The sequence below is a fragment of the Exiguobacterium sp. s64 genome (assembly GCF_018618035.1).
Lineage (GTDB): Bacteria > Bacillota > Bacilli > Exiguobacteriales > Exiguobacteriaceae > Exiguobacterium > Exiguobacterium mexicanum_A.
This window is the reverse complement of record NZ_JACSLH010000001.1, coordinates 395,256-409,148: the sequence shown is the minus strand read 5'-3', so window position 1 is coordinate 409,148 and position 13,893 is coordinate 395,256. Positions and strand designations below refer to the sequence as shown.

At 54.4% G+C, this 13,893-nt stretch carries 16 protein-coding genes; 1 reads left to right on the top strand and 15 read right to left on the bottom strand.

What is annotated here, in order from left to right; all coding sequences use genetic code 11:
- Nucleotides 1-11 precede the first annotated feature (11 nt).
- From KNP64_RS02095 to smc, 11 genes are all read right to left on the bottom strand, one after another.
- Entirely contained in the window at nucleotides 12-764 is a 753-nt protein-coding gene (locus KNP64_RS02095; RefSeq protein ID WP_138859613.1) for a ribonuclease HII, read from the bottom strand.
- Nucleotides 765-805: 41 nt separating this feature from the next.
- The gene (gene ylqF, locus KNP64_RS02090) at nucleotides 806-1,666 is read right to left on the bottom strand and encodes a ribosome biogenesis GTPase YlqF (protein WP_214791516.1); all 861 of its coding nucleotides are present in this window, start codon (nucleotides 1,664-1,666) and stop codon (nucleotides 806-808) included.
- A 12-nt stretch (nucleotides 1,667-1,678) separates the two neighbouring features.
- Complete coding sequence (lepB, locus tag KNP64_RS02085; RefSeq protein ID WP_214791518.1) at nucleotides 1,679-2,221, bottom strand: signal peptidase I; 543 nt, start codon at nucleotides 2,219-2,221, stop codon at nucleotides 1,679-1,681.
- An 82-nt stretch (nucleotides 2,222-2,303) separates the two neighbouring features.
- On the bottom strand, nucleotides 2,304-2,657 hold the full coding sequence (gene rplS / locus KNP64_RS02080; protein ID WP_015881369.1) for a 50S ribosomal protein L19: 354 nt from the start codon (nucleotides 2,655-2,657) through the stop codon (nucleotides 2,304-2,306).
- Nucleotides 2,658-2,771: 114 nt separating this feature from the next.
- Entirely contained in the window at nucleotides 2,772-3,488 is a 717-nt protein-coding gene (gene trmD, locus KNP64_RS02075) for a tRNA (guanosine(37)-N1)-methyltransferase TrmD (protein WP_214710596.1), read from the bottom strand.
- Nucleotides 3,478-3,993 carry a ribosome maturation factor RimM gene (gene rimM / locus KNP64_RS02070; protein ID WP_034777158.1) on the bottom strand — a complete coding sequence of 172 codons (516 nt, stop codon included), beginning with the start codon at nucleotides 3,991-3,993 and terminating at the stop codon, nucleotides 3,478-3,480. Before rimM ends, trmD begins: the two co-directional genes overlap by 11 nt.
- Nucleotides 3,994-4,046: 53 nt before the next feature.
- Nucleotides 4,047-4,322 carry a 30S ribosomal protein S16 gene (gene rpsP / locus KNP64_RS02065; protein WP_021067098.1) on the bottom strand — a complete coding sequence of 92 codons (276 nt, stop codon included), beginning with the start codon at nucleotides 4,320-4,322 and terminating at the stop codon, nucleotides 4,047-4,049.
- A gap of 81 nt (nucleotides 4,323-4,403) precedes the next feature.
- Entirely contained in the window at nucleotides 4,404-5,744 is a 1,341-nt protein-coding gene (gene ffh, locus KNP64_RS02060) for a signal recognition particle protein (RefSeq protein ID WP_034777156.1), read from the bottom strand.
- Between the two features lie 11 nt (nucleotides 5,745-5,755).
- A complete protein-coding gene (locus tag KNP64_RS02055; protein ID WP_034777154.1) occupies nucleotides 5,756-6,079 on the bottom strand; it encodes a putative DNA-binding protein in 324 nt (107 codons plus the stop codon).
- A gap of 96 nt (nucleotides 6,080-6,175) precedes the next feature.
- Nucleotides 6,176-7,177 (bottom strand): signal recognition particle-docking protein FtsY, encoded by a 1,002-nt coding sequence (gene ftsY / locus KNP64_RS02050; protein WP_034777152.1) that lies wholly within the window; start codon nucleotides 7,175-7,177, stop codon nucleotides 6,176-6,178.
- On the bottom strand, nucleotides 7,174-10,731 hold the full coding sequence (gene smc / locus KNP64_RS02045; protein WP_214791520.1) for a chromosome segregation protein SMC: 3,558 nt from the start codon (nucleotides 10,729-10,731) through the stop codon (nucleotides 7,174-7,176). The genes ftsY and smc overlap by 4 nt, the downstream gene beginning before the upstream one ends.
- A gap of 115 nt (nucleotides 10,732-10,846) precedes the next feature.
- Here smc and KNP64_RS02040 point away from each other — a divergent pair, with 115 nt between their 5' ends.
- Nucleotides 10,847-11,041, top strand: a complete 195-nt coding sequence (locus tag KNP64_RS02040) for a DUF1128 family protein (protein WP_021067093.1) — start codon at nucleotides 10,847-10,849, stop codon at nucleotides 11,039-11,041.
- Between the two features lie 46 nt (nucleotides 11,042-11,087).
- Here KNP64_RS02040 and rnc read toward each other — a convergent pair whose 3' ends face one another.
- The 4 genes from rnc to fabD are packed head-to-tail and all read right to left on the bottom strand — an operon-like array spanning nucleotide 11,088 to nucleotide 13,878.
- Entirely contained in the window at nucleotides 11,088-11,867 is a 780-nt protein-coding gene (gene rnc, locus KNP64_RS02035; protein WP_138859619.1) for a ribonuclease III, read from the bottom strand.
- A 58-nt stretch (nucleotides 11,868-11,925) separates the two neighbouring features.
- Entirely contained in the window at nucleotides 11,926-12,165 is a 240-nt protein-coding gene (acpP, locus tag KNP64_RS02030; protein WP_021067091.1) for an acyl carrier protein, read from the bottom strand.
- 59 nt (nucleotides 12,166-12,224) lie between these two features.
- Nucleotides 12,225-12,965, bottom strand: a complete 741-nt coding sequence (gene fabG, locus KNP64_RS02025) for a 3-oxoacyl-[acyl-carrier-protein] reductase (protein WP_214763878.1) — start codon at nucleotides 12,963-12,965, stop codon at nucleotides 12,225-12,227.
- A complete protein-coding gene (gene fabD / locus KNP64_RS02020; RefSeq protein ID WP_034777148.1) occupies nucleotides 12,958-13,878 on the bottom strand; it encodes an ACP S-malonyltransferase in 921 nt (306 codons plus the stop codon). The genes fabG and fabD overlap by 8 nt, the downstream gene beginning before the upstream one ends.
- Nucleotides 13,879-13,893: the final 15 nt, after the last annotated feature.

The following is a 13,893-nucleotide window of genomic DNA, read 5'->3' as shown; positions in this document are numbered from 1 at the left end:
GATGACCCCTCCTACATATGTTTAATCGGCGCGAACGATTTTCGGTGGATTGGCGTGATCCCATGTTCCGCTAGTCCGGCCAAGTGCGCTTTCGTCCCGTAACCGGCGTTCTGTTCGAAACCGTAGCCGGGATAGAGGACGGCGTAGTCTTCCATCATGTTATCACGGACGACTTTGGCGACGACGCTCGCCGCCGCGATCGATACGCTCCGGGCGTCGCCTTTGATGAGCGATTGTTGCGGGATGTCGAGCTCGAGCGTCATCGCGTCAATCAAGAGCGCATCGACTTCACCGAGTTGCCGGACCGCCTCCATCATCGCGAGTTTCGTCGCCTCGTAAATGTTGACGCGGTCAATCACGTCGGCGTCGACGATCCCGACGCCGACCATGGCCTCGTCCATGAGGGCCCGATACGCGACTTCACGTGCTGATGGCGACATCAGTTTCGAGTCGTTCAAGCCCGGATGATAAAATCCTTCCGGCAAGATGACGGCCGCGGCGACGACCGGACCGGCGAGCGGTCCTCGACCGACCTCATCGACGCCACCGATGCGGACATAACCGTTTGCCTTCAACTCGTCCTCGAACACGCTCCGGGCCGCATAATCGTCCTGGCGCTCACGTTCGACCTTGAACTGGCGCTCACGCTGCCTGAGCAACGTCTGGACGCCTGCGCGCGGGTCATCCTTCAGTTCGGCCCGGACTGCTTCCCACTCTTCATATCGGACCGTCTGTAGCCGTTGTTTAATCGCTTGAATCGTCATGCTGTTCCTCCTATTCAAAAAAGCCCTGTTTGCACAGGACTTCACGCCATGTCATGGTCGGCCGGTGTCTCAAGAGAGACCCGTCCGATTTTCTCATGACGTAGTTCGTTCAATAGTAATTCGCTCGCCTTCTCGAAATCGACGTAGCCGCCGCTGACGAGTCCACGTTTCTTCCCGATCAATTCGAGCAGTTCGACGGCGTCTTCCGGCAGTTGATCGATTTTGAATCGCTCTTTCACCTGTTCCGGATAGCGGGCCGATAGCTCACGGGCCGCATAGAGCGCGATATCATCAAGGTTCAAAATATCGTCCTTGATGGCACCGGTCGCCGCCAAGCGATAACCGACCATCTGGTCCTCGAACTTCGGCCATAGAATCCCCGGCGTATCGAGCAATTCCATCTCGCCGCCTTTCATCTTGATCCATTGCTGACGCTTCGTGACACCCGGACGGTCGCCAGTGACAGCGATATTGCGTCCAGCGAGGCGGTTGATGAGCGTCGATTTCCCGACGTTCGGGATGCCGATGATGAGGGCGCGGATCGGACCGGGATTCCGGCCTTTCTCACGCATGCGGTCATGCTTCTCTTGCATGAGCTTCTCGGCACCCGACATGAGCTGCTTCAAGCCTTTGCTATGTTTCGCGTCGACGGCGACGACCTCGACGTCGTCACGCTTCAAGGCGCGGAGCCAGTCGTCGGTGACGACGGGATCGGCCATATCGGCTTTATTCAAGACGATGAGACGCGGTTTGCCTTCTGTGATCTCATCGACCATCGGGTTACGGCTCGATTGTGGGACGCGTGCATCGACGAGTTCGATGACGACATCGATGAGCTTTAACTTTTCTGTTACTTGTCTTCGTGCCTTGGCCATGTGGCCAGGGAACCATTGAATTGCCAAAAAAACACCACCTTATTCTTGTACGGTCCCGAAATCGCCGAGCGGCCAGAACACGAAGTTCGTTTTGCCGACGATGTCCTCTTTCGGGACAAAGCCGATTTCACGGCTGTCTTTCGAGTTTTGTCGATTGTCACCCATCACGAAGTACGAACCTTCCGGGACGACCGTTTCGCCCGTCACTTGTTCGAGCGTGAAGTTTTCGGTAAGAGGAAAGCCGTTCATCTGGGCCTGGAAATCCTCTAAATACGGTTCTTCGACCGCTTCGCCGTTCAAGTAAAGCGTATCGTCCCGATATTCGAGCGTGTCGCCAGGAATGGCGATGACGCGTTTAATATAGTCTTTTGATTCCGTCGCGTGGAAGACGATAATATCGCCCCGATCGAGCTCACCGACGTAGTTCGAAATTTTGCTAACGATCATGCGATCGGCATTTTGGAGCGTCGGCATCATTGACTCTCCCTCGACGATGACAGGTACAAAGATGAACGTCCGGATCACGAACGCGATGACGAGCGCCACGACGATCGCCTTAAGCCAACTGAACACTTCTTTCAACTTGCCTCACTCCTCTGTCCGTTTGAACTTATTGTACTAGAAAAAAAGAAGCTTGTCGCAAGCGACAAGCTTAATCCCCATCTTAACGACGGATTTCTTTAATACGTGCTGCTTTACCGCGAAGGTTGCGGAGGTAGTAGAGTTTCGCACGACGGACTTTACCGTAACGAACGACTTCGATTTGCGCGACACGCGGTGAGTGAAGCGGGAATGCACGCTCAACACCTACGCCGTAAGAAATCTTACGGACTGTGAATGTTTCGCTGATGCCGCCACCTTTACGCTTAATGACAACGCCTTCGAAGATCTGGATACGCTCACGCGTTCCCTCTACGACTTTAACGTGGACACGTACTGTGTCACCAGGACGGAAAGCAGGTACGTCCGATTTGAATTGTTCTTCTGTGATTTCACGGAACAGTTTTTGTGTGTTCATGAATTGTTCTCCTTTTTCTTCAATGTTCATATCTTCATCTGCCCAAGCATCCAACAGCGGAACATCGGTAATCGGTGGGGGTTAACCCACATGCTCAAACATAGCATAATTTGGTCAATCGCGCAACGATTCAATAAATTTTTTATCCGCCTTCGACAGGTCGATTTGCTCGAGCAGTTCCGGCCGCCGTCGATACGTGCGTTCAAGTGACCGTTCACGACGCCACGTCTCGATGTTGGCATGATTGCCCGACAAGAGGACGTCCGGTACCTTGAGACCCCGGAAGTCGGCTGGACGCGTATAGTGCGGATATTCGAGGAGTCCCGTCGAAAACGAGTCGTCCTCGTGGCTCGCCTGGTCACCGAGCACTTCCGGGATGAGGCGCACCGTGGCATCGATCATGACCATCGCCGCGAGCTCACCGCCGGTCATGACGAAATCGCCGATTGACACTTCGTCCGTCGCAAGCTCGTCATGGATCCGTTGGTCGAACCCTTCATAATGACCGCACAAAAAGATAAGGTGTTCCTCGGACGCCCACTCTTCTGCCATTCGTTGATCAAAACGGCGTCCGGTCGGTGTCGTGACGATGACACGGGGTCGCGTCTTCGCGATCGCCTCAAAGGCGTCAAAAATCGGTTGCGGGGTGAGTAGCATGCCCGCCCCGCCCCCGTACGGATAATCGTCGACTTTGTGGTGCTTGTTCGTCGAGAAGTCACGGAAGTTCGTGAACGCCATCTCGACGTGACCGAGCGTGCGCGCCCGTCCGACGATCGAATGATCGAGCGGGGCGAACATCTCAGGGAATAAGGTTAAGACATCAATCTTCATCGTCGATCATTCCCGGAATCGGGGTGATGACGACACGTTTCGCCTCGACATCGATGTCGCTCACGACCGATTCGATGTACGGGATGAGCGCATCCGACTTGCCAGGACGTTTGATGACCCAGACGTCGTTCGCGCCGGTCTCGAAGATGTCATCGACGACTCCGATGACCTCACCATCGACGACAGCTTCACAGCCGATAATCTCATGGTAATAAAACTCATGTTCCGGCAACTCGTGGACGTGCTCGACGTGGACATACAGCTTCATCCCTTTATATTTCTCGACGAGATTGATGTTCTCGAGCCCTTTGAACGTGACGAGATGGAACTGCTTGTGTGGACGATACGTCGTCACTTCGAACGGCACTTTCTTGCCGTCGATGTCTAAATAGAGCGTCTCGCCTTTCTTGAAGCGCTCCGCCGGAAAATCGGTCGCGGCGAGCAACTTCAATTCTCCTTTTAAGCCATGGGTGTTGGCGATCTTACCTACGTATAACCATTCCATTGTTATGCCTCCTCACAAAAATGGGCCGACCTCATAAAAGGTCGGCCACATCCTTACTTCGCGTTTTTCGCGTTGTGGAATTTCTCCATGATCCCTGCTTTAGAGAACAAGTTACGTACTGTGTCAGATGGCTTCGCGCCGTCTGCCAACCATTTGAGAGCGAGTTCTTCGTTGATGCGAACTTCTGCTTCTGGTTTTGCAACCGGGTTGTAGTGACCGAGTTGCTCGATGAAGCGGCCATCACGTGGTGAACGTGAATCAGCTACAACGATCCGGTAGAAAGGTGATTTGTTTGCGCCCATGCGCTTGAGACGAATTTTAACTGCCATGGTAATATACCTCCATCATGTGTTTAAGAATTGACAACTTTAATAGTATACTGCTTTTTTGTCCGACTGACAAAAGTTTTCTTAGAAGAATGGAAGGCCGAGACCTTTTTTCTTCCCTTTCATTTGTCCTGACATCTGCTTCATGAGCTTCTTCATGTCATCGAACTGTTTGATGAGACGGTTCACTTCCTGGATGGAGCGACCGCTCCCTTTTGCGATCCGCTTGCGACGACTCGCGTTGAGCACTTCAGGATTGGAGCGCTCATGCTTCGTCATCGAGCGAATGATCGCCTCGACATGATCGAGTTGCTTCTCGTCGATTTGGACGTTCTTCAACCCTTTCATCTTACCTGCACCAGGTAACATCGAGAGCAATTCATCAATCGGGCCCATGTTTTTCACTTGACCCAATTGCTCGATAAAATCATCGAACGTGAACGATGCGTCGCGAATTTTGCTTTCAAGCTCTTTCGCGGCATCTTGGTCCATCTGTGACTCGGCTTTTTCAATGAGCGTGAGCACGTCACCCATTCCAAGAATCCGTGACGCCATGCGTTCCGGGTGGAAAGGTTCGAGGGCATCCAACTTTTCACCGAGACCGACGAACTTAATCGGCGCTCCCGTGACTGCCTTGATTGAAAGGGCTGCCCCACCACGTGTGTCACCGTCGAGCTTCGTGAGCACGACGCCGGTGATTCCGAGTTTCTCATTGAAGCTATCGGCCACGTTGACCGCATCTTGACCCGTCATCGCATCGACGACGAGGAAGATTTCATTTGGTTTGGCAATCGTCTTCACGTTTTCGAGCTCGCCCATGAGCGTCTCGTCAATATGAAGTCGACCGGCCGTATCGATCAACACGAAATCGTGATGATTGGTTTTGGCGTACTCGAGCGCTTTTGTGACGATTTCTTCCGGCTTCACTTGGTCGCCAAGTGAGAACACCGGTAAATCGAGCTGCTTGCCGAGCGTCTCGAGCTGTTTGATGGCCGCAGGCCGATAAATATCTGCCGCGACGAGAAGTGGACTCCGGTTATGCTTTTTGCGAATCAAATTCGCGAGCTTACCGGTCGTCGTCGTTTTCCCCGCACCTTGTAACCCGACCATCATGACGACTGTCGGTGGTTTTGGGTTAAATGTGATTGGGACGACGTCGCTTCCCATCAAGTTCGTTAGCTCTTCATGAACGATTTTGACAACTTGTTGGCCAGGTGTCAACGATTTCATGACGTCTTGGCCGATGGCCCGCTCTTTCACGTCGTTGACGAACTGTTTGACCACTTTGAAGTTGACATCGGCTTCAAGGAGAGCGAGACGAACTTCTCTCATCATCTCTTTGACATCTGCTTCGGAAATTTTACCTTTCCCCCGCATTTTCGCCAGTGTCGATTGCAACCGTTCGGATAATCCTTCAAATGCCATGCTTCAGCCCCCTACTCTAAATTCTCAAGCGCCGAAATCGTTTCCGTCAAATCGGGCGAGTGCTCGACTTGACGTTTGAGCGTTTGAAGCAGTTGTTGCCGCTGTTCGAATTTCTCGAACAAGGCCAACTTCTCCTCATACTGCTCAAGCATCGCTTCGGTACGCTTTATGTTATCGTAGACCGCTTGACGGCTGACTTCAAACTCTTCCGCAATCTCTCCGAGCGAGTAGTCATCTAGGTAATAAAGAGACATGTAGTTGCGCTGTTTCGGTGTGAGAAGCGCTTGATAAAAATCGAACAGATAGTTCATTCGATTCGTCTTTTCGAGCGACATGACCTCCACCTCCACATGTTAAGTGAAATCCCTTTACAACTACCAATAGTACAGCCGTCCCCACCTCTTGTCAAGTTTTTTTCTTAACAGTGAAAGTTAGGCGAGGTCATCGTTTGTCTGTTGTTTTTCTTCGAAGATGTCCCCGAATAATCCGTACACGAACTGTTCCGGGTCGAACGCCTGTAAATCATCAACTTTCTCACCGAGGCCGACATATTTGACCGGGATATCGAGCTCGTTTCGAATCGCAAGCACGATCCCTCCTTTAGCCGTCCCGTCGAGCTTCGTGAGGACGATCCCGCTCACGTTCGTCGCTTCTTTGAACGCTTTCGCTTGAACCATCGCGTTTTGTCCCGTTGTGGCATCTAACGCGAGCAATACCTCGTGCGGCCCGTTCGGTACTTCACGTTCGATGACGCGCTTCACTTTCTCGAGCTCTTTCATCAAGTTGACCTTGTTTTGCAAACGTCCGGCCGTGTCACAGATCAAGACGTCGACGCCGCGTGATTTCGCTGCCTGCACAGCGTCGAACACGACCGCAGCCGGGTCCGACCCTTCGGCTTGACGGATGACCGGGACTCCGACCCGTTCACCCCAGACTTGGAGCTGATCGATGGCACCGGCCCGGAACGTGTCGCCTGCCGCGAGCATGACCGAACGCCCTTCCGACTTCAATTGATGGGCGAGTTTGCCGATCGTCGTCGTTTTGCCGACACCATTGACGCCGACGAACAAGATGACCGTCAATCCGTCCTGCATGTTCAACTCACGATCCGCCTCGTCTTCTTGGAGACGGTTCGCCACGACTTCGACGAGGGCGTCACGGACAGCGACCGGGTCTTTCAAATTGCGACGTTTCACCTCCTCTTTCAAATCTTCGACGAGGTCCATCGTCGTCGTCACGCCGACATCCGCCTGGATGAGCAAATCCTCGAGTTCATCGAAGAAATCCTCATCGACTTCGCGGAACCGATAGACGAGGTCGTTGACGGCACTGGCAAATCCGTCTCGTGTCTTCGTCAATCCGTCGGTAAACTTTTGCGACACCTCTTGTGTCGAGGTCGTCAATTTATCTTTTAACTTCTTAAAAAAACTCAACTTAATTCCTCCATCTCTTGTTCCGTCTCGACGACGCGCTTCGCTTCGGATAGTTCGACCGAAAGCACCTCGGAGACACCGTTTTGTTGCATCGTCACGCCGTAGAGCGTGTCCGCCGCCTCCATCGTCCCTTTACGGTGGGTGATGATGACGAATTGTGTATCGATTGAGAGCGTCCGGATATATTCCCCGAACCGATGGACGTTCGCCTCGTCGAGAGCCGCCTCGACTTCATCGAGCACACAGAACGGGACGGGTCTCGTTTTCAGGATGGCGAACAGAAGCGCGATCGCCGTCAAGGCCCGCTCTCCGCCGGATAACAGACTGAGCGTCTGCAACTTCTTCCCGGGCGGTTTGGCGACGATCTCGATGCCCGTGTTGAGCAAGTCGGACTCGTCGACGAGTTTCAAATCGGCCTCCCCCCCGCCGAACAGCTCGTTGAACGTCTGTTTAAAGTGACCACGAACGAGCGTGTACGTCTCTTTGAACAAGCGCGTCACTTCACGGTCCATCTCGGTGATGATGTCGTATAAATCCTCTTTGGCGCTGACGAGGTCGTCCCGTTGCTCGGACAAGAACATGAAGCGTTCATTGACGAGGTCGAACTCCTCGATCGCGTTCAAGTTGACCGGCCCGATTTCTTCGATTTGACGAACGAGCAGTTTGAACTCTTCTTTCGCCTCATCGAGCGGAATCGTGAGGGTCGGAAGCAAATCGAGGACGAGCCCTCGTTCCTCGAGTGCGTCGAGTTTCCACTTCCGCTTCAACTCGAGCTCGTTCGCCTCGGTCTCGAGCTTGCGGACATCCGCCTCGACCCGACGACGCACGTCCGACGCCTGTTGTTCACGCTGTCTGAGGATGCGATACGACTCTTCTTCGGCGTGAAGCTGTTTCGTATGCACCGCCATCCGCTCTTTCAATCCGTCCATCTGTTTGACCGCCTCGACGTGCTCGAGCTCGAGCTCGGCAGACGAGACGACCCGGCCGCTTGCCACATGTTCGAGCTCACGCTCGATCTGACCGAGACGGGACGTCTGTTTAGCGACCTCGGCCTCGAGCCGCTCGACTTCTGCGCGGACGCGGTCGAGGTCGAGCATATTGCGTTGACGATCGAGTTCATTTTGACGAATGGCTGCCTGAAGTTGCCCCGTCGTCTCGGCGCCTTTGGCTTGCTCGCCGCGGAGCGCCTCGAGTTCGGTCCGAATCGAGGCTTGCAATGCATCCGTCGCCTCAAGTTCTTCGGCGAGCCTTGTCAACTCATTCGTGGCGGATGTGATCGTTTGGGCGTAACGCGCCATCTCATGGTCGAACAGTTCGAGTTGCGCTTTGGCGTCTTGCGACACCCGTTCCAAGTTTCTAAACGCCTGTTCCGTCGAACGGAGCGTCTCTTCGGCCTCGCGCTTCTTGAGCCTGAGCGTCTGGAGCGACGCACGCAGTCGGGACATCTCATCGGTGTACGTCGACACCCGCAACTGTTGCTCGTGAAGCATGGCCAACCCTTGCGTCAATCCTTGCTTTAAATCATCGAGTTCACGGGACTGGGTGAACAAGGCGACACCTTGCTTCCGACTACCCCCGGTCATCGAACCGCCAACGTTGACGATATCCCCTTCGAGCGTGACGATGCGATAGCGATACCCCGTCGTCTTGGCGATCCGGTTGGCCACCTCGAGGGAATTGGCCACGATCACGGCGCCGAGGAGCGACCGTTTCAACTTCTCGTAGGCCGGGTCCGTCTCGACGAGGTCGGCGGCGATGCCGACGAATCCGTCGACTGATTCGAGACGGTGTGCGACTTCACCCGGGACGTAACGTTCCTTCACGCTCGTCATCGGTACGAACGTGGCTCGTCCGGCACTTGCTTTCCGCAATCGTTCAATCTCTCGGCGTCCGACTTCTTCCGTCTCGACGACGATATGTTGTTGCGTCTGACCGAGCGCCGTCTCGATGGCGGCCTCATACGACGGGAGAACGCGAATCAATTCTGCGACGGCACCGAGCACGCCCGGTCCCCGTTCTTTCAAGACAAATTTGACCGCATGGAAATAGCCTTCGTACGACTGTTTCATCCGTTCGAGCAACTCGATCCGGTCCTCGGTCTTCTGACGCCGGCGGTCAAGGTCGTGGTACGACTGCTCGGCCCGCGACAATTTGTCTCGAAGCGTCGCTTCCCGTTCGGTCAAATCAGCTTCTTCCGCCATGAGCGTCTCCCACGTGTCCCGAGCCTCGTCGAGACGAGCTTGTTCGGCCTCGAGTGATGCCGTCTGTTCGGTCCGCACGTCAAGGCGATCCTTGTTTTCGCGAAGCAGACGAGCTTTCGCTTCTTCCGCTTGTTCGATATCGCGCCGTTCCCGCTTCTGTTGGTTGCTCAGCGTGGCCCGTGTCGTCGCCAACTCGAACGCCTCTCCTTGAAGCTGTTCGATTTCTGCGTTAAAGTCACGCGTCGCCGCCGTCAATTGCACGTCAAGTTCGGCGCGTGCCGCTTCCACGGTATGTAACGCCTCAGCTTTTGACGCCATATCCGCGTTTGCCACGTTCAACTTCTGCGTCAACTGTTCGGTCTCTTCGGCCAATTCGACCCGTTGGCGCTCGAGGCGTTCTTTCGTCTCCGCCCCGTGCTCTTCACGGGCTTTCGCGAGCTTAATCTCACCTGTCAACCGTTCCAGCTCGGTCGCTTGAGACCGTTCTTCTTGATGGAGCGTGTCGAGCGTTTCTCGATCTTTGGCGAGCGTCGCCTCAAGCGTCGTCCGCTCTTCTGAAATCGCGGTCAACGCGCCGTCTTGCTCGGCGAGATTCGTCTCGGCCGTCCGCAGTTGCTCGGACACACGAGCGATGCCCGTACCAAGTTCTGTGATCTCGGCGCCGAGAATACCCGTCTCGAGCTCATCGTGGCGCGCTTTGGCGACTTGATACTCGCGTGCGAGCGCGGCCTGCTCTCGGAGCGGCTCGACCCGATCGGCGAGTTCATACAAAATGTCATCGACCCGAGACAAGTTCAACTCGGTGTCTTGGAGCTTCCGTTCGGCTTGTTTTTTACGCTGCCGGTACTTCAACACCCCGGCCGCTTCTTCGATGACAGCCCGACGATCTTCCGGTTTTCCGGAGATGACTTGCTCGACCCGTCCTTGCCCGATGATGGCGAACGCATCGCGTGATAGGCCCGTATCCATGAACAGGTCGATCACATCTTTAAGCCGGCACGGCTTCTTGTTCATGAAGTAGTCGCTGTCGCCGCTCCGCGTGACACGGCGCGTCACACTGACTTCTTCATACGGCAACCGCAAATGGGCGTCCGTGTTGTCTAGGACGAGCGTCACTTCGGCGACGTTGCGATGGTTCTCACCTTCACTGCCGGCAAAGATGACGTCTTCCATTTTCGCTCCGCGGAGCGATTTGGCCGACTGCTCACCGAGTACCCAGCGAACAGCGTCCGATATATTTGATTTCCCGCTTCCGTTCGGCCCAACCACGGCTGTGACGCCGGGACGAAAATCCAGTTCAATCCGCTTGGCAAACGATTTAAAGCCAGCGAGTTCGATTCGTTTTAAGTGCATCGTGACCATCCTATCCTCAGTAAGCATTCATTTGTTTATTTTACCACAGTTGCCAGTTCGTCAAAATGCTAGAATCATGCTATTCTAAAAAGAACTGTAGAAAGGGGTACGACCGATGACTAACGAACAAATGATTGAGGAAATTCTCGACAAAATGAACATCATCAACCGCGGCGCTATCAAAGCGGAAGAATATAACCGTGCCGACGCCTCGGCCGTCAAAGAGATTTACGACTACGTGATGAACCGCTCATCGCTGTCGATCTCTGAAGTGGATGGGATTGTCGAAGAACTCGGACAATTGACGTGATGAGATGACAGAAAAGGAGTGGACCCATTGAGGTCCACTCCTTTTTTTATAGGCCGGCGTACTGCCGGTTGAATTCAATCAACGCTTCTTTCGCCGCGAGTTGCTCGGCTTCTTTCTTCGATCGGCCGATGCCTTCGCCGACGATATCGTCTGACAGACGGGCATGGGCGACGAACTCCCGGCTATGGGCCGGACCACGCTCTTCGATAATCGTGTACGAGACAGGCCCGAGACCTTCTCGCTGGACGCTTTCTTGGAGCTGACTCTTATAATCGGTCTGTTCTTCAAACACACCGGCCAAGACTTTCGGAAAAACCGCTTCGGCGAGGAACTGTTCGACTGGTTCAATCCCTTGGTCCAGATAGAGCGCGCCGATGTATGACTCGAACACGTCCGCGAGTAGCGCCGGACGCTTGCGTCCGCCGGTCAACTCTTCGCCTTTCCCAAGCAAGATAAAATCAGAGAAAGCATAGGCTTCCGCAAAGTTAACGAGTGATGGCTCACAGACGATGGCCGCCCGCAACTTCGTTAATTCCCCCTCGGAGCGCTCCGGATACGTCTCATACAAAAACCGAGACACCGTCAACTCGAGCACCGCGTCGCCTAAAAACTCTAAGCGCTCATTGTCTTTTTTCAGACCGCGTTGTTCGTTGACGTATGAGGAGTGGGTGAACGCTTGCATCAATAGGTCTTGGTTCGTGAATCGAACCGACAGCCGTTCTTCAAGTACTTTAAACTGCTCGAGAATCCGTGACCGCTCGAGCTCATTTCGCCGACGCCGTTGCGCCGACCCTTGACGGTCAAACCGTCGCTTGTCCTTTGTCATAATTCCCTCCGTGTATAAGCACAAGCCCACCGCTCATGACGAGCGGTGGGAGGCTTGATTACAATTTAGTTTCGATGTAAGCGACGACGTCGCCAACAGTCGCGAGCTTCTCAGCATCTTCGTCTTCGATTGTGATATCGAACTTGTCTTCAAGGTCCATGACCATTTCCATTACTTCGAGCGAATCCGCACCGAGGTCATCCTTGAATGATTTGTCGGCTGTGATCTCAGATACATCTTTCCCGAGTTTCTCTGCCACTGCTGCTTGTACGTCTACTAAGATTTGTTCTGTTGTCATGATAAAATCCCTCCAAATTAAAGTATATAAAATGTGTTTCGATTGGTAAAGTTCTGATTTTAAGCCATCGTCATGCCGCCATCAACGGCGATCGTCTGACCCGTCACGTAAGCCGCTTGGTGAGAGGCGAGGAATGAGACGAGGTTCGCCACATCTTCGACCTGACCGAAGCGATTGAACGGGATTTGACCGAGCGTCGCCTCGCGTTGCGCATCTGTCAACGCGTCGGTCATGTCCGTCTGGATGAAACCAGGACAGACGGCGTTCACCGTCACGTGACGTCCGGCGAGTTCACGCGCGACCGACTTCGTCAGCCCGATGAGCCCCGCTTTCGCCGCCGCGTAGTTCGCCTGACCGGCATTCCCCGTGATCCCGACGACCGAAGCGATATTGATGATGCGGCCCGCCTTCGATTTCAAGAGCGTCCGCGTCGCGGCTTGCGACGTCAAGAACGCACCTTTCAAGTTTGTCGACAGGACATCGTCAAAGTCAGCTTCCTTCATGCGCATAAGCAGACCGTCCCGCGTGATGCCTGCATTGTTGACGAGACAATCGATGCGGCCGTACGTGTCGACCGCCGTCTTGATGAGTGTTTTCACATCATCACTGCTCGAGACGTCGGCTTTGACGGCGATGGCCTCGCCACCGTTCGCTTCGATCTCGCTGACGACGGCGTTCGCTTTCTCAACACTACCCGAGTAATTCACGACGACCCGAAAGCCGTCCTCCCCTAAACGCTTCGCGATGGCGGCCCCGATTCCTCGAGATGCGCCTGTCACGATTGCTACTTGGTCATGCACGTACTTCTCCTCCTAACGCGGCCACCTCTTCGAGCGTCGTCGCCTGTTTGATCGTCACTTTCGAATCGATCCGTTTGATAAGACCTGACAGCGGTGACGTCGGACCGAACTCGATGAACGTGTCGACACCAGCGTCGATCGCTTTACGAACACACGCTTCGAATCGGACCGAGGCGTACAATTGCTCAGTGAGAAGTGCTTTCAATTTTTCCGGGTCGGTATGGACATCCGCATCGACGTTGGAAATGATCCCAATCGCCGCCGGTTTGAACGGCGAAGAAGCGAGCACATCTTTGAACCGCGTCGCGGCCGGCATCATGTAGGAGCTGTGGAACGCCCCTGAGACGTTCAGCGGCAAGACGCGTTTCGCACCCGCTTCTTTCAAGTCTGTTTCGGCCTGTTTGACCGCATCGACATGCCCCGAGATGACGAACTGACCCGGACAGTTGTAGTTGGCGATTTGTACAAGGTTCCCGCTAGCACTGATTTTCTCCGTCACATGGAACGCTTCGTCGACATCGGTCATACCGATGACGGCTGCCATCGTCCCATCCTTCACTTCTGACATGAGCTTGCCGCGTTCGTGGACGAGCACGCTCGCTTCTTCCAAGTCGATGACGCCGGCGACGACGAGTGCCGCATATTCTCCAACGCTGTGACCGATCACCAAGTCTGGAGTGGCCCCCGTTTTGGCGTGAGCTTGTGCGAGTGATGCCGCATGCGCCACGATGGCCGGTTGGGCCACTTCTGTCCGTTGAAGCTCTTCTTTTGATCCTGCCGCCATGGCGTCGAGTAAATCAAATCCGAGGCGACGGTTGATCGCTTGCAGTTGTTCAGGATTGTCGAGGAACGTTTGGCCCATGCCGACGGCTTGTGACCCTTGTCCCGGAAATACCCATGCTGTTTTCCCCATGTACTCACCTTCTTT